Below are 19,183 nucleotides of genomic sequence, written 5' to 3'. Positions count from 1 at the left end.
TACTCCCCAGTCCCTCATGCTCGTCCCACTCACGCGCCAGAAGTTTGAACAACTCATTCCTCGTATTGCTACGGGCGATCAATATCGCTACGTTTGGGGAAAATTTTCTGACTTTCTGCGCCGATTGCTAGCTTCGGTTGTCGCTGTTGTCGTTGTGTTGTTGTTGCGATGGCTGTTGGGTGAGGGATTTGGGGGTTTGCTACTTCCCTTTGGGGTGGTTGGCGGTTTTTATTGGCTGTGGGGTCCCGTACTGTGGGCGAGTTTGCGTAACGCACAGTACCGCAAATACAAATACAGCGGTTTCTTTCGCGGTCGAATCTTAGACGTTTATATTTCAGAAGAGCTAATTGGTAGAGAAGAAACAGTTAACAATAAAGGCGAACTAGTCTATGTAGACAACCTAGAACGCCGTCTAAATGTCGAAGTTGGAGATGAAACTGGTTTTTCCATCCAGGTACAAGTACCATTGCGCCGCAGTCACAAAGGGATTGCCCGCCGTCAAGTGGCGGAAATGATCGTACTGTCAAATCGCGCCGATTTGAGCAATATTACCAAAGTCACCGATATCTACATCCCCAGCCGCGATATTTGGGTGAGTGACTATCCATTCTTGCAACGAGATGTCTTTGTGGAAGTCAGCAACCGCATCCGTCGCGATCGCTTAGAATCCGAAGAAGAACCTCGCTCTCCTCGCCGTCCCCCTCAAAGAAAAGAACCGCCTCAGCTACCGAGACAAGATCGGGAATGGTAGACAGTTATCAGTGACCAGTAACCAGTTATTGGCAGAAAGTGGGGTGCAATTTAATTCCGAATTCCGAATTCCGAATTCTCTCAGCTCTCTTCAGGGGTGTAAGCCAGCCAAGCTAGTTCTAGCAATCCGTTCAAAATTGCTGTAGCTACCGTTGCACCACCCTTGGAACCCTCCGTCCAAACTTGGGGTACGGAAAATTCCTGCAAGCGTTTTTTGGTCGCATCCACATCGACAAATCCCCCAGGTGTGGCAATGACCAAAGCTGGCTTAACTGCGCCAGTAGCAATTAAATCTATCAAAATTGCTAATGCACTGTGGTCTTGACCGATCGCAAAAATTGCTTCGGGATAGCGCTGAGCGAGGTTTTCGATTCCCCAAGCTGTAGCAGTCTTATCTTTTTGCGGACGAGCGATCGCGTCTAAGCTGCAATAAAGGGGATTGGCAAAGGTGTTTTGAATCTGGGGTAGAATGCCAACTTGGATTGTCGGTACATCCACCACAATCGTACAGCGAGCCGCGATCGCCGCCGCTCCTGTTTGCATTGCCGTTTCTGAGAAATGAATTAAATTCTTATACTCAAAATCAGCAGTTGTATAAATAACACGACGGACGATCTCATATTCTGCGGGAGAAAAGTCATAATCGCCAACCTCGCGATCGACGATCGCCAGATTTTGGGCATCAATCATGTGCCATTCCATAGAGAAAGGCTGGGAGCTAGGGACAGTGACCAGTTTATCAGTTATCAGTTATCAGTTGTCAGTGACTAGTGGCTAGTGACTAGTGACTAGTGGCTAGTGGCTGGTGACCAGTAACCAGTTAACCGTCAACCGTCAACCAGCAACTACCCATTACCCATTACCGATTATCAAAATTCACGTCTCAGAAGCAGATGAACGACCAAATATTGGCGTGAGATATGCTACGAGCGCTCCAATCAGAAAGCCTGAGATATTGCGGATCAGAGGTAGCCATTCCGTAGTGCGCGTGACAACTGGTCCAATGCCGAAAGCAATGAATAATATGCCCCACAACGGCGAGAAAATCAAAGCCCACTGCCAAGCTAGAGCTTGTCCTGGACGACGGGGTTGAGCGGCAAAACCACAAATTACGCCTCCTAGTGTTGATGTAATTAGGGTGAGAATCCATTGTTCTCTTGGTAGACCAGGAACGACGTTACAACCGCCTTTGACTAAACAGCTTTCAACAGATTCTAAAGCTCCGAGAATGGCGCGGTCTTCCCCATGTTCTCGCACGTAGTACAAATTACCAAAGCGGGTTTGTAGTTCGATCCAAAACGTGCGGGGAAGAAGTTCGTAAACTGCGTCGCCAACGCTAAAACTGAGGATGTTACCACCGCGAGAGTCGGCAACTAGAAGAATACTTTTGTCATCTAAACCCCAAAAGTTAATTACTGCTCTACCGGGAGTGCGATCGTACTGAGTTAAAACTCGCAGTTTCCAACCAGTGTCAGCGGTAAATTTATTTAAATCTGCTACGAGTTGTTCTTCCTGAATATCGGTAAAAGTCTTTGCTAGGTCAATGACGGGGGTAGGGCGATCGGGTAGCAGTTCTGGATTGTCATAAGCTAGGGCTGCTGATGGTTGCATCATCCAAACCAACCCAGCCAGAAAAAATGTTGTTACTAAAACCGGGATTTTTCGCCAAAATGAACGCTGCATGGGCAATTAATAAGTTGTGGATCGGAGTCTCAAAATCGCTACTGTCGTAAGAATTATTATAATTAAGTCGCGTTTTTTTACATTTGTTTACTTTACTCTAATTTAGCGACCCCAGGCAAATCAATCAAAAGTTAAAAGTCAAAATGCTCTAAATCAGCTTGCTTTCTACTTCCTTGTCCCCCTTGTCTCTCCTGCTCCCTGCTCCCTGCTCCCTCAGAAAGAAATCTACGTTTGTATAGATACGGAAAAATTGACTGTGGAGATAGAATTCCTGCTGTAAATGCGCGATTTGGGGAAAGGTGTATGCCGCAATATTTTGGACAACTGCCAACGACTGACCAACCGTGGGTAACTGTAGGCGCAGTGGAGGCAGTATCGCAAAGCGATCGCGCTGTCCAGTTGGATTGCGGTGAGTCTTCTGTATTAATTAGCGTTATCGATGCGAATCTGATTCGCGTGCGTTTAGCCCCTCACGGCGAATTCTTTCCCCAGCGCCCTTGGGCAGTCGTAGGAGATGAAGAGATAGAGCGATCGCCCGTTCCCTTTGAAGTTGCAGAAACACCTGACACGGTAGAAATTAAAACAGATCGGCTGCGAATTGTCGTTCAACGCCAACCTTGTCGCCTCACTTGCTTTGACAATTGCGATCGCCCCTTTGCCAAAGATGCCGAAATGGGTATGGGGTGGCGCATGGGTGCAACCGCCGCCTGGAAACAAATTGAGGCTGACGAGCATTTTTATGGTTTTGGCGAACGCACGGGCTTTTTAGATAAATTAAGCGAAGTTAAAACAAATTGGACGCTAGATGCTTTAGACTACAACTCGCTGACGGATGAGATGTATCAGGCAATTCCATTTTTTATGGCTTTGCGTCCAGAAGTCGGTTATGGTATCTTTTTCAACACGACTTTTTGGAGTCAGTTTGACATTGGCACAGCTCAACCTGGCACTTGGAGCATGGAAACCCGCAGCTTAGCGGGAATGCAGACACCACCCCTAGACTACTACATCATTTACGGTCCCGATCCAGCCACAATTTTAGGTAGCTACACGCAGTTAACAGGCAGAATGCCCCTACCACCTCGTTGGGCTTTAGGATACCATCAGTGTCGCTGGAGTTACGATTCGGAAACAGTAGTACGCGAACTTGCCCAAGAATTTCGCCGCCGCCGCATTCCTTGTGACGTGATTCATTTAGATATCGACTACATGCGGGGATATCGCGTCTTTACTTGGAGTCCCCAACGGTTCCCCCATCCAGAGAAGCTACTGCGGGAACTAGCCGAGGATGGATTTAAGACGATAACAATTATTGACCCTGGGGTAAAGTACGAACCGGAAGCAAATTACCACGTTTTTGACCAAGGGATAGACAAAGATTATTTCGTCCGCAAAGCAGACGGACAACTATTTCATGGCTACGTCTGGCCCGATAAAGCCTTATTTCCCGATTTCTTGCGTCCTGAAGTCCGTCAGTGGTGGGGAGACTTACACGAAAGCCTTACCAGTATTGGTGTAGCCGGAATTTGGAACGATATGAACGAACCCGCGATCGCCGATCGCCCCTTTGGTGACGATGGTAAGCATATCTGGTTTCCGTTGGATGCACCCCAGGGGAATTCGGAATTCGGAATTCGGAATTCGGAATTAACCCCTACGACTCCCGACTCCTCTGTAAGGGCTGGTTTTGAACGAGAATCTATTGCCGTAGGCGGTGAATCTTTTGCTAAACCCGCCCCTACAACTACCAATTACCCAGTTACAACTCACGCCGAAGTCCACAACCTTTACGGATTGATGATGGCACGAGCGAGTGCTGAGGCGCTGGAAAAGTTGCGCCCTAACGAGCGATCGTTCGTCTTGACTCGTTCGGGTTACGCTGGCGTACAACAGTGGTCGTCGGTATGGATGGGCGATAACCAGTCGTTGTGGGAGCATTTGGAAATGTCCCTCCCAATGCTGTGCAATATGGGGTTGTCGGGTGTAGCCTTTGCCGGTTGCGATATTGGTGGTTTTGCTGGCAATGCTACAGCAGAACTGTTCGCCCGGTGGATGCAAGTCGGAATGCTCTACCCCCTTATGCGCGGTCATTCGGCAATGACAACTGCTCGTCACGAACCTTGGGTATTTGGCGATCGCGTCGAACAAATCTGTCGCGAGTATATTAACTTGCGCTACCAGCTTTTACCATACATTTACACGTTGTTCTGGGAAGCTGCTACCACCGGAGCGCCAATTCTTCGCCCTCTACTCTACCATTTTCCTCAAGACCCCACGACCTACAACCTCTACGACCAAGTCTTGCTGGGTGCTGGTCTGATGGCTGCACCAATTTATCGTCCTGGGATAGAACATCGTGCGGTATACATCCCCGCCGGGACTTGGTACGACTGGTGGACGGGGGAAGCTTTCACGGGACCAACTCATATTCTGGCACACGCACCATTGGAAAAAATGCCTCTTTATGTGCGCTCTGGCACAGTCATCCCCATGCAGCCCGTAGTACAGTTTGTTGATGAAAAAACGTGCAATCCTCTCACACTGCGCGTTTGGGCAGGACAAGGAGAATGGACAATGTACGAAGATGACGGACTTAGCTTTGATTATCGTCAAGGTGTCTGGTCAACCACTACCTATCGTGTCAATACAACAGGAGAAGAAACAATCGTTGAGATTGGCGCGAGACAGGGAGAATGGACACCACCAGCGCGAGAAGTCGCGATCGAGGTGGTGGGAGTCGGTCAGCAATGTTTTAGCGATGATGGAACGGCTCGCCGTTTGCAGTTTAGAGGGAGCAGGGAGTCGTAGGGGCGGGTTTGGAAACCCGCCCGTACGGGAGTCGGGAGTCGTAGGGGCGGGTTTGGCGAAAGAGCGAGAGTTGCGGCAAGAAATCTTCGCTTAAAACCCGCCCGTACGGGAGTCGGAAGCTAAGAGAGCCACGAAAAGTAAGGAAATGGAGAGTAAAGGGAAAATAATTCTACCTTTTTATAGATGACTCGATCTGAATAGATGTACTTACCTTTTGATAGATGTCGTTATCTTGGGGATCTGTCACTCTGAAGCAAAGCAATGACACACTGACTCATTGACCGCCAATCGTCGCTCGCTAACAATTTCGTGTAGAGGTAGAGTGCATGTTGACAGATAATTTCGTCCAGCAAATCCAGTCCATGCAAGGACGGTTGGATCTACTGCTTCATGATATAGATTGTCCGCAGCTTCAACCAGGACTTTTACCTACAGCACTTAAAGAACTTGGTGTTGCTTCGGAAGAGATTCAAGTCACCTTAGAAGAATTACATCGGCAGAACGCAGAACTTTTAGCTATGCGTAGAACCTTAGAGGAAGAACGCAGGCGCTACAAAGATTTATTTGAGCTGGCACCGGATAGCTATGCGATCGTCGATCTCTCAGGTACGATTCGAGAGGCAAACCAGGCGACTGCTAAGCTTTTAAATGTATCGCAGCGTTTTTTAAGTGGAAAACCGCTGACTACTTTTCTCAATGCCGAAAACCGGGAAATCTTTTGGTACAAATTTAATGAATTACAAGGCATGGCAGAATCGCAGGAATGGACGATGCACCTTTGTCCCCGCGATCGCCAGCCTGTAAAAGTTGCAGTTGTGGCAAGTCTGTCTAACTGCGAGCAAACAGGTCAGCCAAAGACTATCCTGCTATCGCTGCGCGAGATTGGCGATCCCAATCGACATTTGTATCTATCTGACAAGATTGACCCACACAACCAAAACGTAGATGTATCCATCGACGAGCTAGATCTGAGTCAAAAACAGATTTATTTGAAAGGGGAAACGATCCGACTCAGACCGGAGACCGTTTGGCTGGTGTGTCGCGGGATTGTCAAGCTGGCAATAGCCTGCGAGACTGGCGAAGAGGTGTTACTGGGTTTGGCAGGAGCAGGTTCGCCGTTTAGTGCATTAGATATAGAAGCTTTCGGACTTTGTGAAGCCACAGCATTAACTGAAGTTGAATTAACTTGTTTTTCTTGGTCAGAGTTAGCCGCAGATCCCGATCTCTCGCAAAAATTATTACCCAAAGTTAACCAACGGCTACAGCAAACAACGGCTCTTTTAGCGATTTCTGGCAAGCGCCATGCCAAGAGCCGCTTGCATCACTTGTTATTATTGTTAGCCAAGCAAATCGGTCAACCTACGGAGCGAGGTATTCGTTTGGGCATTCGTCTAACTCATAGCGATCTTGCTGCTGCTTGCTCGACCACCAGAGTTACGATCACGCGCATGTTAGGCAAATTACAGGCGGAAGGAACAATTGAGATTGATAGCAAGAATCATTTTATTGTGTGTCACGAACAGCGACCGCAGATTAGTGCTTGAACTGAGCGCTCGGTAAGAGACCCTTACGCGGTGCGCCAGTCGGCGCGATCGCCCATAGAGTTTGTGACGCTTAACAGTTAACAGTTAACCGCTACAACGATAAGTCACTGGCTCAGCCCGAATTGATACACATTGCTATATATTTAGTTGCAGATATGTTCTAAGGTATAGAGTAAATCGTTATAGCCAGATAAGATTAGTTTGCAAACGGGGAGGTACGCTCATCAGGCATCGCTACCGCTCGCCAATCATCAATCGTGAATAATGCTCTTACCTGGATTTCTGTTCGAGCTTTCCCTGATTGTGGCAGTTGCACTAGCATTAGTGCAATTATTTGCTGGTAGGCTGCGATTTCTGAGCGCGACTCCGCGTAGCATCTGGTTGTCTGCCAGCAGTGGGGCTTCGATGGCTTATGTATTCGTTCATATTTTGCCAGAATTAGGCGAAGCACAAGCAGTCATTCGAGAAGTTGTAGGTGGATGGCTGGCTTTTTGGAGATACCATATTTACGTAGTCGCGCTTTTGGGTTTAGCGGTATTTTATGGTTTGGATCGGGCAGCGATCGCATCACGTCGTGACAACCGCAAAGAGAGCAGAGGAGATGTAACGGCAACAAGCGTCTTCTGGTTGCACATCATTGTTTACGGTTTTTACAATACCCTCATTGGCTACTTACTGCTCAATCGCGATGATAATGATGCGATTGGGATGCTGCAATTTGCTCTAGCAATGGCATTGCATTTTGCAGTCAACGATTACGGCTTGCGAGAACATCATAAGTATATTTATAACGGTATTGGTCGCTGGGTATTAGCAACAGCGGTGATTGTTGGGTGGACGCTTGGTAGTAGCGGTATGGGAGTTGACCGCACGGCGATCGCAGTTATGTTTGCTTTCCTTGCTGGTGGAATTATTCTCAATGTCTTGAAGGAAGAACTACCAGTCGAAAGAGAAAGCCGTTTTTGGGCATTTGCCCTCGGTGCGGGAGCTTATACTTTATTGTTGACGTTATTGCCCTCTTCTTCTTAGCGATCCTTAAACCTATTTCCTCAAACTTATATAATGATGGGAGTATCGTCATTCTCCGCAGGTATCGTGACCCTTACACCGATCTCCCCCAACTCCCAACCATCTACACAACGTCCTGACTCTTTCGGACGATTTGGACGTTTTGGCGGAAAATACGTACCGGAAACGCTGATGCCTGCCCTCAGCGAGTTAGAAGCAGCATATCAAAAATATCGACACGACTCAGACTTTCAACAAGAACTACAAAATCTCCTCCGTGACTACGTAGGACGACCTACCCCCCTCTACTTTGCCGAACGCCTCACAGCACACTACGCCCGTCCAGATGGCACGGGGGCGCAAATCTACCTCAAACGAGAAGATTTAAATCATACGGGCGCTCACAAGATTAACAACGCCTTAGCACAAGTTTTGCTGGCGAAGCGGATGGGCAAACAACGCATCATTGCCGAGACAGGAGCAGGACAGCACGGCGTTGCTACAGCTACCGTCTGCGCTCGGTTTGGGCTAAAATGCGTCATCTACATGGGCGTACAAGACATGGAACGCCAAAGCCTCAACGTGTTTCGGATGCGCTTGATGGGGGCAGAAGTACAACCCGTAGCAGCTGGCACGGGGACGCTTAAGGATGCCACTTCGGAAGCAATTCGCGACTGGGTGACAAACGTAGAAACGACCCATTACATTCTCGGTTCTGTAGCTGGTCCCCATCCTTACCCAACAATTGTCCGAGACTTTCAAGCCGCGATCGGTCAAGAAACCCGCGTCCAAGCAATGGAAAAATGGGGTGGCTTACCAGATATTTTGCTAGCTTGTGTAGGTGGCGGTTCTAACGCTATGGGACTGTTCCACGAATTTGTCAACGAGCCAACCGTCAGGCTCATTGGTGTTGAAGCCGCAGGAGAAGGAGTCACTACGGAAAAACATGCCGCGACTTTAACCAAAGGTAGAGTTGGCGTACTGCATGGAGCCATGAGTTACTTGTTGCAAGACGAAGACGGACAGGTGATTGAGGCACACTCGATCAGTGCGGGACTAGATTATCCTGGTGTGGGTCCAGAGCATTCTTTTTTAAAAGAGATTGGTAGGGCAGAATATTACAGCATTACCGATGAGGAAGCGATCGCAGGATTGCAGCGTCTCTCGCAGTTAGAAGGGATTATTCCCGCTCTAGAAACCGCCCACGCGATCGCCTATCTCGACATCCTTTGTCCGCAACTAGAAGGTAGCCCCCGCATTGTCATTAACTGCTCGGGACGCGGTGACAAAGACGTACAAACCGTTGCTAAGTACCTAAAAATGATTGGCGATTAGCAACTAACAATTAGCAATTAGCAATACTTTCCGAAAACACTGCCATCGAGCAGGTAGATCTTTATGATATGCCTGTAAAATCGCTATACGTCAATCCAAATTGCCCCCTTTGCAAGCAGATCGGAGAATCGCAGAACTATTGACTTTTGACTTCTGACTTTTGACTTATTCAAGAGGTGGAAACATGGATCGGCAATTCCAACACTCGATGCTACCGCAAGCCACTCATGATGAGTTGGCACGACAAAACTTTGTAAAAAGCCTGAAACTGCACATCGTTAAAAATCTCAGCCCTGGCAATAAAAGAGTATACGAGCAAGTTGTCAAACCCCAATTTGAACGAGAACACCAGCGATCGCCTCAAAACCGCCACGAAATCCGCACCGCTATGCAACGACACCCTCATTATCGTTGGTGGAGTGCCTTGCGGCGCATCAACCAGGAAATGTTGTGGGATGCGGTCAATACCAGTGTAGAACGACAACTACCAGAACTGATCGAACGGGCAAAACAGAGCGATCGCCAATTAGGTACGCTGACCCTCGACCCCGATTTCAAAATTCCTGTTTACCAAACTGCTGTCGATATCCACTGTATGCCTGGTAGCTATCACAGCGAATACACAGCAGACGATTTGGCGGCTGGGGCGACCTACGATCGCGGTGTTTATATTTACGGTGCAGGATGGTTAGGTCCGCTCAACGATGATATGGGCTTGTCAATTGTCAACAACTACCTGAAACCAAAATATCCCGACTTTCGACCCACAAAAATTCTCGATTTGGGTTGTTCTGTCGGTCACAGTACTTTACCCTATGTCGATGCTTATCCAGAAGCCGAAGTCTACGCGATCGATATTGGCGCACCAATGCTACGCTACGCTCACGCTAGGGCAGAAGCTTTAGGCAAACGAGTCCATTTTTCTCAACAAAATGCCGAACGGACTCACTTTGAAGCTGCTTCCTTTGACCTGATTGTTTCTCATATCCTGCTGCATGAAATTCCCCTTCCAGCCATCCGTAACGTGATGCGAGAATGCGATCGCCTGTTAGCTCCTGGGGGAATGACGATCCACGTAGAAGCACCCTTATACAGCCACATGGATGCCTTTAGCGCTTTCATGTACGACTGGGAAACAGCTAACAACAACGAACCTTTTTGGAGTGCCATGCGGGAGTTAGACTTGACAGCCGTTATGACTGAAGCTGGATTTGCAGCAGATCGAGTCATCCAAACCTTCGTTCCCAATGGTGCTTGGAAAACTGCGGCTGACAATTCCCAACAAGGAGGAGGTAGTCGAGGTAGCTGGTTTATTGTTGCTGCTACTAAGTAAGTGGAGGAAGTCATGGGGATGAAAAAAGCCAAGGGCAAACGCCCCGTTTACTTTGACGAGCCGCAACTCGATAAATTACTGTCCGCGATCGTCGCGTTAACAGGTGAGGTGTCTGTCTTGCGGGAACGTCTCGATACTGTAGAACGTTTACTGGCGACGAAAGAAGTTATATCACTGGCAGAGATTGAAGCATATCAGCCAGAGGAACCAGTAGTGCAGGCGCGGGAACAATGGCGGAGCGAGTATATTGCGCGAGTGCTAGGAGTATTGCAGGAAGAAACTGTTTCAGAATAATTTAGAGCGCGTGACCCTACAAACGTCATGTACGCAATCGAGTTCCTAATTCCCAAACACATACAACCACAAAGGCAGAACGAGAAGATAGAGAATAGTAGAAAGAATAATACTGCTGGCGATCGTCGTCCGGTCGAGTTCGTACTCTTCAGCAAAAATCAGTCCGGCAAAAGCAGTTGGAACGCCAGACATCAACACCATTGCCAAACGGCGATCGCCCGATAACCCCAATACAAAAGTTGTTGCCACACCCACCAACCCGGGGATAACGATGACTCGCACTACAGCTGGAACGATCCCTTGTTGAAAGCTTTTCCAGCCTGGTAATTGAGACAGCCGCATCCCAATTAATAGAAAAGCGCAGGAAATCACAACATCAATCGATCCCTGCAAGCCTGACTCAACGATACGTGGAAGCGCCACATCTTGAGTGAAATAACCGATCGCAAACGCCCAAAGAATCGGTACGGTTAAAACATCTCTCAGATGAATCCACCAGTGATGAGATTGTTCGGAGCGACCGAAATAACTAGCAATCAGTACCCCAAACCCATAAGCACCAACAATGTTATGAGTGATGCTGAAAAACACAATCCAGCTCAAGTACTCTGGATCGATAAAGGTAGGGACGATGCTCAATCCGACAAAACCCGTATTTCCTAGCGCCGCAGCTAGAATAAAACTGCCTTGGTAAGATGGCTTGTTCCACGGCTGAGATAAAAATCCAGAGATGTTGGCATTTGTCGATCGCGCGGCAAACTGCTGCAAGCCAACTAAACACAAATAAGCGATCGCCACCCCACTGCCAATCGCCGCTAAGGTAATCCCTGGAGCCAATCCCGCTGGCTCTGAAAAATTGGTTTGACGCGCCAAAGCCAGGATTTCCAAAGGAATTCCCACCCAGTAGAGACCGCGACCCAACCAGTGGGGTAAAGTCTCCGGTACTAGGCGAAGCACTATTAGCCCCAAACTAGTCCACACAATCAGGGGCAGGTAAGCATGAAATAAAGTTTCTGTCATATAGAGCTATTAGCTATTAGCTGTTAGCCGCTAGCTATTTGAGCGATGTGCGAGTGTAAACAGAGAAGTGAAGCTAAACCCTAACCCCACAAGTTACAATCCTAATCGCTAAATGCCAATTGCTAATCGCTAGAATTGCTATTTCAGCACCTTCATAGTTTGAATTCGCCATTCACCATTTTGACGCACTAAGTTGTACTGCACGCGCAGCTTTTCATTATAAGAAGCGGCTCGATTCAGGCGGTTTCGCTCGTAGATCTGGGCGACTTCCACAACAGTCGCTTCTATTTGGGCGCGATCGCTGTTTTTTGGGTCATTTCTCACGCCATTGACCTGAAGACTGTGCTTGTATTGCCGGACGCGACGATTGAGCAGATCGTCTTGAACGCGCTTTTGCCACTGAGATAAAGCTGGTTCGACCAGAATTTGCTTTAATTTATCCGTCGCGTGTTCCGAGCCAAAAGCGGCAGCTTTCGCCGCTAGCCAAGCTTGAACGACTGGAGCAGCTGTATCCCGATTCAATGGTTTTGGTGCTGCTGGCTTTGGCTGCGGTCGAGGAATTGCTACAGGCGGTTGGTTCAACTCTACGACTAATCGTTCTGAGACAACAGGCGGCTGTTGAACTATAGGTGGAGTTGCGGCGGGTGGAGTCGCGGTTCTGTGGAATAAGGCGAAGATTTGACTGCTGAGAAACCACAAGATAGCTAGACCGAGAGTCCCGCCACCTAACAGTATTGCCAAACGACCGATCTTGAGAGAACCAAAACCGAGCGCTCCACTACGGCGATCCTTGCCATTACCATAACTCCCTCGCTGTGGCGGACGATTTTTTGAATTGCGGCGCTGGCGAGGTGGTGTAGCTTTTTCCACCCCAGAAGTTGCCTGCGTAACACTTGAGCTTGCCGTCACTGGCTCGGGATTGGACAACACAGCCACAGTTCCTGGAGAGGAGTTTTCATCTCCTCTGCCCCCTAGCTCCCCTGCTCCTCTGCTGGTTACGGCACTAGCTGCGATCTGTCGTTGCCCATTTCTGGCTGCTACCTGCTCGTTGCTGTCCGTAGCGCGGTCTGCTGGAGCGACAAACTGGTATTCTGCGATCGCATAGTCAGGCTGGCTTGGTAAAGCTTCTAAGTATTCCTGTACGCCAGGATCGGCAAAATAGTCTTTGAGCGAAGCCGTTCGAGTCGCTAAATCGCGAAAGTGAGGAAAGACTTCTGTTTGTAACCACGTTTCGCTGTACAGACACAAACCAGGTAAAAGATCGGGCGCACCTTGAGAATTTTTGCGGATAACGGCTAGAGGTTCTTGTTCTTGACTGTGTTGAAGGGCTTCAGTTGCTTCTACTGTTTGACCTAGCAGCAGAGAGCAGATTGCTTGTTCTAGATATAAATCTTGGCGTTTTCCCAACCGCAGCAGCAGGATTTTGGCTTGGTGAATCAATGCGGGCATTCGTGCCGCAAACCCCTTGGCAATGGAGGCGTAGACAGCTAAATACGTTGCTACTGCTGAAGGACGTTGGCTTTCTGCTTCAAATAGACTTTGTTGTTCTGCCGCTGTGAGGTAGTCTCGTAGTTGTTGAATAAAGCCGAGAAAATCCTCAATACTCAGACCCGAACCATCATTGCCAGTACCTTCAATCCCTTGGCGATCGCGCAAAATATCCTGTAACAGCTGCAACCCTCGCTGCCTTTCGGCAATGTGAGATTCGGGTTGCGACACCAATTCTAAAATGCGATAGGGGCGCAGTTTTTCTAGATCGGCAGCAATTTCGGCAGCAGTATCGGGAAATAGCCTTTCTTGTTCTAACAAGCTATACCCTGCTTGGAGAGAAACAGCTGCATTTTCATACCGATCGTTCTGCCATTGCTCTCGTCCTTGTTGTAGATAGGCAAGAGCCACAGCTAGGACAATATCAGGGCGATCGCTTTGAGCGTCGCTATCTGCTTCGAGATCGCTATTGCTGAGGAAAGACTGACCTAAGTTCAGTACCAGTTCGCATTCCCCCGCATCTTGCAGAATTATCAGCGCTCCGATCAGCAGCTCGTCGATAATTTCAATGCTGAGGCGATCGGTTTCAGGTTCCAGTTCAAAATTACGCTCGAAACCCTCAGACGGCGCGTTCAATTCTTCATCAAATTCGCCATCCGCAGCACCATTCATCACCCCACTATTTGCTAATTCATCGGCAGAGGCACGATATTCAGCATCGTAGCGCTGTCGCTGTTGGGGATCGGACAGGACTCGATAGGCGAGAGATATGAGTTGATTGCGAATCTCGATCGCTGTCAAAGAATACTCGCGTTGCGGCAGCTGCGCGGTGCGATCGCGGTAAGCTTGTTGCAACTGTTCCGCACTCATCGGCTGAAAAAAATTGGGTGGTAGTCCCAAGATGCGATAGTAATCTAATGGAACGCGCACAGTTAAGCTCCCCTGCACCGTGAGAAAATAAACAGTTTATTTATATCGAGATGTCAAGCGACAGCGTTTGTCCGTAGCTTGGCAAAACGTGCCTATATGATAACTTGTGGATTTTAACCTCAAAGTTATTTTATCTACCAGCTTGAAGCATGGATCGTTGAGTCGTTGCGAACTGAAATTTTACTTAATAGTGGCTAGTGGCTAGTGACTAGATTCTTACTAGCCACTAGCCACCAGTCACTAATCACTGATAACTGATAACAGGTTATCTTAAAAAATAATTTCATATTAGCGATCGCAAAGGTATTACATAGTAATGGTTCAGGAGCGGACTTTACCCGTTTTTCACGCTGCTACAGCCCAAATCACCAGAGAACAAGGGCTAGTGCTTTACGAGGATATGGTTTTGGGGCGCATGTTTGAAGACAAATGCGCCGAAATGTATTATCGCGGTAAGATGTTTGGCTTCGTTCACCTATATAACGGTCAAGAAGCCGTCTCTTCTGGCGTAATCCAAGCAATGCGACCGGGAGAAGATTATGTTTGCAGCACTTACCGCGATCACGTCCATGCTCTAAGTGCGGGAGTTCCTGCTAAAGAAGTGTTGGCAGAGTTATTCGGTAAGGCTACAGGCTGTAGTAAAGGGCGTGGCGGTTCGATGCATATGTTTTCTGCCGAGCATCGCTTGCTTGGTGGCTATGCTTTTGTCGCTGAAGGCATTCCCGTCGCTGCTGGTGCAGCATTTCAGTCTAAGTATCGTCGCGAAGCGCTAGGAGATGCAACCGCCGACCAGGTGACGGCTTGCTTTTTTGGCGATGGAGCCTGCAACAACGGTCAGTTCTACGAAACGCTAAATATGGCGGCTTTGTGGAAATTACCGATTTTATTTGTTGTCGAAAATAATAAGTGGGCGATCGGGATGGCGCACGAACGGGCAACTTCCCAGCCAGAAATTTATAAAAAAGCCAGTGTGTTTGGCATGGAGGGAGTCGAAGTAGACGGAATGGATGTGCTAGCAGTCCACGCCGTAGCTAGAGAGGCAGTAGCCCGCGCCCGTGCCGGAGAAGGACCTACTCTCATTGAAGCCCTCACCTATCGGTTCCGAGGTCACTCTCTTGCCGATCCTGACGAGCTGCGTACCAAGACAGAAAAAGAGTTTTGGTTTGCCCGCGATCCAATTACGAGATTAGCAGCTTATTTGGTCGAGCAAAACCTCGTCCAGCAGGAAGAACTTAAGGCGATCGATCGCAAAATTCAGCAGACGATTGACGAAGCCGTACAATTTGCTGAAAGCAGTCCCGAACCCGATCCCAGCGAACTGTATCGCTTCATTTTTGCGGAAGACGAATAAAAAAGTTGACTGTTGACAGTTCACCGTTAACAGTTAACAGTCAAAAGTCAACTACGCTTTGGATAGCCGTGTTTGAAATTACCCAACATCAAAAACAATACCAAACCTACGTTCTGACGGATGCATCTACTGATTCGCTGTTGGAAGTCGTGCCAGAACGAGGTGGAATTATTACTCGCTGGCGCGTCCAGGGACGAGAAATTCTCTACTTGGACGCAGAACGGTTTGCTCGTCCTGAAATGAGCATAAGAGGGGGAATTCCGATTTTGTTTCCGATCTGCGGTAACTTACCGGATAACACCTATACGTATCAAGGGCAGCAATATACCCTGAAACAGCATGGTTTTGCTCGCGATTTACCTTGGGAAGTGACAAACTCTCAAACTAACAATGACAGTGCTAGTCTCACGCTCGTTCTGAATAGCAACGAGCAAACTCGCACGGTTTACCCGTTCGACTTCCAAGTAGAGTTTACCTATGAGTTTAAAGGTAACTGGCTGGGCATCTGGCAGCGGTTTGTCAATCGCTCGTCTGCTCCCATGCCATTTTCGACCGGGTTACACCCTTATTTCCAAGTTTCTGACAAAACAGATTTGAAATTTGAAATCCCAGCAACTCAGTTTCAAAATCAAATTACGAAGGAGATGCACGCTTTCAGCGGCAATTTTGATTTCGAGCTAGAAGAACTCGATTTAGCCTTCCGACCCCTCTCAAACCAAAAAGCGACTGTCAGCGACAATGCTCAGCGTTTACAACTAACATGGAGCAGTAATTATTACGGTACGCTAGTTTTCTGGACAATTAAGGGCAAGGACTACTATTGTTTGGAGCCTTGGACGGCTCCCCGCAATGCTTTAAATACGGGAACCGATCTAATTTACATCGAACCTGGTGGTGAAGCTCAAACTTGGGTCAATCTAGATATAACTTCTACTTAAGCTTGCTCTATACAAAGTTTTTAATATCTTATTGAAACTTCTGAGTTAATTTTTGGGGTACTTGTGTTACTCTAGAAAGAGTGTCAGCTACGGGATGTAGCGCAGCTTGGTAGCGCGCCTGCTTTGGGAGCAGGATGTCGCAGGTTCAAATCCTGTCATCCCGATTTAGATTTGCAGGTATAGTGGTGCGATCTTTCGCAAGGTCGTCATTGGTCATTGGTCATTGGTCATTGGTCATTGGTCATTGGTAGTTGGTAAGAGAGTGGTGCGTGGCGCGTGAGAAGAGATCGCTGGTCACTGGTCGTCACTGGACACTAGACACGGCTCCCTGGTCACGGCTTCCTGATAACTGATAACTGATAACTGATAACTGTTCACTGATAACTGCTCCCTTCTATTAACAAATCTATTTAATTCTTAAAATATTCCAAGAAGGCGAACAACGAGTGGGTTTGTACCGTCAGCAAGAGTTGGTGGCGATCGCATTGGTTGAGTCAACCCTCTTGCCAAGACACTGCTACCATAACTACAACTAGTTGGGTGGGTATTTTTACCACCACTGGAAGAAACACAATCTGGTCATTGATGTCAGGAATACTCATGAAATCAGTTATAAAATCGGTGATTCGCTGGAGTGCAACGTTAGGAGTGGTGGGAAGTACCATTATTGGTACGACGACAATGGGCGCTTTAGAAGTCTTGGCTTTGCCAGAACAGCAAATCTTGCAAAAGCTTGGACCTGTGCCAATGTTTACAATCACGGATAATAAGGGCGCACCACTGGTAGCTTCCGTACCAGACCAAAAAGATAAGTCGGGAGTCGCCGGAGTCTTTATCAATCGCCAAGACGCACAGGCATTTATCGATCGCCTGAAGCAGAAAAATCCAGAATTAGCGAAAAATGTCAGAGTTGTTCCTGTCTCTCTAGCAGAAGTCTATAAGCTAGAGCAAACAAATAAGAAAAAGCCTAATTCTCCCAACTTTGCCTTTGTCCCAGGACAGCAGCAGGTTGACGCTGCAAAAACATTACTACAGCAAAGCGGTCAAAAGCCGGAGCAATTTAAGGGAACGCCGTTATTTGTCGCTAAAGCTGGAAAAGAAAAGGGATATCTGACAATCAAGCAAGCAGATCAGCAAGTCATTCCTTTCTTTTTCAATAAAACTGAATTACAAGCAATGCTGGAACGCTTCAAGAAACAGAAGCCCGATCTAGCTTCGACGATTGAAATCCAAGTTGTCAATTTGGAGGGAGTTTTGCAAGCAATGCAAACTCGCAACGACCAGGGTTTAAGTCAAATTGTTTTGGTTCCTCCTAAAGAATCAATTGACTTCGTGCGATCGCTTCAACCAGCAGCACCCAACCAACCAGCTAAAAAGCCTTAATTCCGAACCACTCGAAATGAATACATCTGGTCTAGAACTGTGGCAATGGCGACAGCAGGCTGCAATAGATGCGATCGCGGCTGATGTCTCGCCTACAGAACTAGACTGGTTGCTGCAAGAAATCGCAGGGTTAGATCCTCTTTCCCTGCGATTGGAGTTATATAAGCACCAACCGCAAATTCAGTTGAAGTTACCTTTAGCTGAGTTGAATCGCTTGTGGCAGAAGCGGTTGCAAGAACGCTTACCAGTACAATATATTGCCCGGACTACACCCTGGCGGGATTTTAAGCTAGCAGTTTCTCCCGCTGTTTTAATTCCGCGACCGGAAACAGAAATTTTAATCGATCTGGCAGTTGAAGCGGTTCACAAAAGTTCTGTGACTGGATTAGAACGGGGAGATTGGGTCGATTTGGGTACGGGCAGCGGCGCGATCGCAATTGGGTTAGCTGCTGTTTTTCCGGGAGCTGAAGTTCATGCTGTCGATCGCAGTTCTTCGGCTTTGGTAATTGCCCAAAGTAACGCTCAAAATTTAGGGTATAGCGATCGGCTGAAGTTCTATTTAGGAAATTGGTGGGAGCCGTTAGAATTTCTCCAAGGTCAAGTTTGTGGAATGGTGTCAAATCCGCCTTATATTCCTAGCGATTTAGTTCCACAACTACAACCAGAAGTTGCCAATCACGAACCGCATTCAGCTTTGGATGGTGGTGCAGATGGTTTGGATTGCATTCGTCATTTGGTTGCAACTGCGCCAAATTATTTGCGATCGGGTGGTGTTTGGTTAATTGAAATGATGGCGGGACAGGCTACAACTGTAAGCGAGTTGTTACAGCAGCAGGGAAGTTATATTAATATTCAAATTTATGCAGATTTAGCAGGGATTGAGCGTTTTGCTCTGGCTTATAGGCGGTGATGGATTTTGTGGGTCACGCATTAGCCGAAGGCGTTAGCGATAGCGAAGGCGAAGGCGTTAGCGAAGCGTTAGGCGCAAAGACGCAAAGTGCAATTTGAGTATAGGGGCGATTAGAAATCGCTGAGACAGGAGTGCTTAAGTTTGATTATAAAAGTCAACTAAGAAACACACATCGAATAAGTTTTCTGTTGCATTTGGCACTAAGACAAATCAGTCAGTGCAATTACCGAAATTTAACTAAGAAAAATTTTTATTCAAATAATGACCCATCTAGCTAAATAAGCAAATGTCAAATTGTCCCCCATCATTTTATTAGAAATTTGTGAAGAGCAGTCTAAAAAAGGCTTACAGATGACTGTAATATTTTAATATATCAAAAAAAATATAATTACTCGCCAAAAGTACCGT

17 protein-coding genes and 1 tRNA gene are annotated in these 19,183 nt (G+C 47.6%); 13 read left to right on the top strand and 5 right to left on the bottom strand.

Annotation, left to right across the window (positions count from 1 at the left end):
• The first annotated feature begins 16 nt into the window (after positions 1-16).
• Entirely contained in the window at positions 17-751 is a 735-nt protein-coding gene (locus tag QH73_RS05750; RefSeq protein WP_039715570.1) for a DUF8619 family protein, read from the top strand.
• An 80-nt stretch (positions 752-831) separates the two neighbouring features.
• Here QH73_RS05750 and QH73_RS05745 read toward each other — a convergent pair whose 3' ends face one another.
• The 3 genes from QH73_RS05745 to QH73_RS05735 all read right to left on the bottom strand — a co-directional run bounded on the left by QH73_RS05745 (position 832) and on the right by QH73_RS05735 (position 2,764).
• Positions 832-1,452: a precorrin-8X methylmutase gene (locus tag QH73_RS05745; protein WP_039715569.1), complete on the bottom strand. Its 621-nt coding sequence runs from the start codon at positions 1,450-1,452 to the stop codon at positions 832-834.
• A gap of 174 nt (positions 1,453-1,626) precedes the next feature.
• On the bottom strand, positions 1,627-2,433 hold the full coding sequence (locus QH73_RS05740) for a TPM domain-containing protein (RefSeq protein WP_039715568.1): 807 nt from the start codon (positions 2,431-2,433) through the stop codon (positions 1,627-1,629).
• Positions 2,434-2,581: 148 nt separating this feature from the next.
• Positions 2,582-2,764 (bottom strand): hypothetical protein, encoded by a 183-nt coding sequence (locus tag QH73_RS05735; RefSeq protein WP_132866678.1) that lies wholly within the window; start codon positions 2,762-2,764, stop codon positions 2,582-2,584.
• Here QH73_RS05735 and QH73_RS05730 point away from each other — a divergent pair.
• From QH73_RS05730 to QH73_RS05700, 7 genes are all read left to right on the top strand, one after another.
• Positions 2,737-5,241, top strand: a complete 2,505-nt coding sequence (locus QH73_RS05730; protein ID WP_039715567.1) for a glycoside hydrolase family 31 protein — start codon at positions 2,737-2,739, stop codon at positions 5,239-5,241. The genes QH73_RS05735 and QH73_RS05730 overlap by 28 nt on opposite strands.
• Positions 5,192-5,335, top strand: a complete 144-nt coding sequence (locus QH73_RS05725) for a hypothetical protein (protein ID WP_165587621.1) — start codon at positions 5,192-5,194, stop codon at positions 5,333-5,335. The genes QH73_RS05730 and QH73_RS05725 overlap by 50 nt, the downstream gene beginning before the upstream one ends.
• 232 nt (positions 5,336-5,567) lie before the next feature.
• Positions 5,568-6,785, top strand: a complete 1,218-nt coding sequence (locus QH73_RS05720; RefSeq protein WP_039715566.1) for a helix-turn-helix domain-containing protein — start codon at positions 5,568-5,570, stop codon at positions 6,783-6,785.
• Between the two features lie 264 nt (positions 6,786-7,049).
• Entirely contained in the window at positions 7,050-7,814 is a 765-nt protein-coding gene (locus tag QH73_RS05715) for a hypothetical protein (protein WP_039715565.1), read from the top strand.
• A gap of 66 nt (positions 7,815-7,880) precedes the next feature.
• Positions 7,881-9,128, top strand: a complete 1,248-nt coding sequence (trpB, locus tag QH73_RS05710) for a tryptophan synthase subunit beta (RefSeq protein ID WP_039717449.1) — start codon at positions 7,881-7,883, stop codon at positions 9,126-9,128.
• 160 nt (positions 9,129-9,288) lie between these two features.
• Positions 9,289-10,461, top strand: a complete 1,173-nt coding sequence (locus tag QH73_RS05705) for a class I SAM-dependent methyltransferase (protein WP_236146889.1) — start codon at positions 9,289-9,291, stop codon at positions 10,459-10,461.
• An 18-nt stretch (positions 10,462-10,479) separates the two neighbouring features.
• On the top strand, positions 10,480-10,755 hold the full coding sequence (locus QH73_RS05700; RefSeq protein ID WP_236146888.1) for a hypothetical protein: 276 nt from the start codon (positions 10,480-10,482) through the stop codon (positions 10,753-10,755).
• Between the two features lie 45 nt (positions 10,756-10,800).
• On the opposite strand, the gene QH73_RS05695 is transcribed toward QH73_RS05700, so the two are convergent.
• Together QH73_RS05695 and QH73_RS29115 are read right to left on the bottom strand one after the other, a co-directional pair.
• Positions 10,801-11,775 (bottom strand): AEC family transporter, encoded by a 975-nt coding sequence (locus QH73_RS05695; protein WP_039715563.1) that lies wholly within the window; start codon positions 11,773-11,775, stop codon positions 10,801-10,803.
• Positions 11,776-11,913: 138 nt separating this feature from the next.
• Positions 11,914-14,193, bottom strand: a complete 2,280-nt coding sequence (locus QH73_RS29115; RefSeq protein ID WP_039715562.1) for an IMS domain-containing protein — start codon at positions 14,191-14,193, stop codon at positions 11,914-11,916.
• Between the two features lie 316 nt (positions 14,194-14,509).
• On the opposite strand from QH73_RS29115, the gene pdhA reads away from it, so the two are divergent.
• The 5 genes from pdhA to prmC all read left to right on the top strand — a co-directional run bounded on the left by pdhA (position 14,510) and on the right by prmC (position 18,775).
• Positions 14,510-15,544, top strand: a complete 1,035-nt coding sequence (gene pdhA, locus QH73_RS05685) for a pyruvate dehydrogenase (acetyl-transferring) E1 component subunit alpha (RefSeq protein WP_039715561.1) — start codon at positions 14,510-14,512, stop codon at positions 15,542-15,544.
• Between the two features lie 68 nt (positions 15,545-15,612).
• Positions 15,613-16,482 (top strand): aldose epimerase family protein, encoded by an 870-nt coding sequence (locus QH73_RS05680; RefSeq protein WP_039715560.1) that lies wholly within the window; start codon positions 15,613-15,615, stop codon positions 16,480-16,482.
• Positions 16,483-16,572: 90 nt separating this feature from the next.
• A tRNA-Pro gene (locus QH73_RS05675) sits at positions 16,573-16,646 on the top strand.
• A gap of 436 nt (positions 16,647-17,082) precedes the next feature.
• Positions 17,083-17,865 carry a Tic22 family protein gene (locus QH73_RS05670; RefSeq protein ID WP_201277952.1) on the top strand — a complete coding sequence of 261 codons (783 nt, stop codon included), beginning with the start codon at positions 17,083-17,085 and terminating at the stop codon, positions 17,863-17,865.
• A 16-nt stretch (positions 17,866-17,881) separates the two neighbouring features.
• A complete protein-coding gene (gene prmC, locus QH73_RS05665; RefSeq protein WP_039715559.1) occupies positions 17,882-18,775 on the top strand; it encodes a peptide chain release factor N(5)-glutamine methyltransferase in 894 nt (297 codons plus the stop codon).
• Positions 18,776-19,183: the final 408 nt, after the last annotated feature.

This window comes from Scytonema millei VB511283, assembly GCF_000817735.3.
GTDB lineage: Bacteria > Cyanobacteriota > Cyanobacteriia > Cyanobacteriales > Chroococcidiopsidaceae > Chroococcidiopsis > Chroococcidiopsis millei_B.
This window is presented reverse-complemented; position numbering and strand designations above follow the sequence as displayed.

What these genes read in the sequence shown, in the direction of transcription:
- QH73_RS05750 (WP_039715570.1), top strand. Translation starts at nt 17, where the DNA reads ATGCTCGTCCCACTCACGCGCCAGAAGTTTGAACAACTCATTCCTCGT.
- QH73_RS05745 (WP_039715569.1), bottom strand. Translation starts at nt 1,452, where the DNA reads ATGGAATGGCACATGATTGATGCCCAAAATCTGGCGATCGTCGATCGC.
- QH73_RS05740 (WP_039715568.1), bottom strand. Translation starts at nt 2,433, where the DNA reads ATGCAGCGTTCATTTTGGCGAAAAATCCCGGTTTTAGTAACAACATTT.
- QH73_RS05730 (WP_039715567.1), top strand. Translation starts at nt 2,737, where the DNA reads ATGCCGCAATATTTTGGACAACTGCCAACGACTGACCAACCGTGGGTA.
- QH73_RS05725 (WP_165587621.1), top strand. Translation starts at nt 5,192, where the DNA reads ATGATGGAACGGCTCGCCGTTTGCAGTTTAGAGGGAGCAGGGAGTCGT.
- QH73_RS05720 (WP_039715566.1), top strand. Translation starts at nt 5,568, where the DNA reads ATGTTGACAGATAATTTCGTCCAGCAAATCCAGTCCATGCAAGGACGG.
- QH73_RS05715 (WP_039715565.1), top strand. Translation starts at nt 7,050, where the DNA reads ATGCTCTTACCTGGATTTCTGTTCGAGCTTTCCCTGATTGTGGCAGTT.
- QH73_RS05700 (WP_236146888.1), top strand. Translation starts at nt 10,480, where the DNA reads ATGAAAAAAGCCAAGGGCAAACGCCCCGTTTACTTTGACGAGCCGCAA.
- QH73_RS05695 (WP_039715563.1), bottom strand. Translation starts at nt 11,775, where the DNA reads ATGACAGAAACTTTATTTCATGCTTACCTGCCCCTGATTGTGTGGACT.
- pdhA (WP_039715561.1), top strand. Translation starts at nt 14,510, where the DNA reads ATGGTTCAGGAGCGGACTTTACCCGTTTTTCACGCTGCTACAGCCCAA.
- QH73_RS05670 (WP_201277952.1), top strand. Translation starts at nt 17,083, where the DNA reads ATGAAATCAGTTATAAAATCGGTGATTCGCTGGAGTGCAACGTTAGGA.
- prmC (WP_039715559.1), top strand. Translation starts at nt 17,882, where the DNA reads ATGAATACATCTGGTCTAGAACTGTGGCAATGGCGACAGCAGGCTGCA.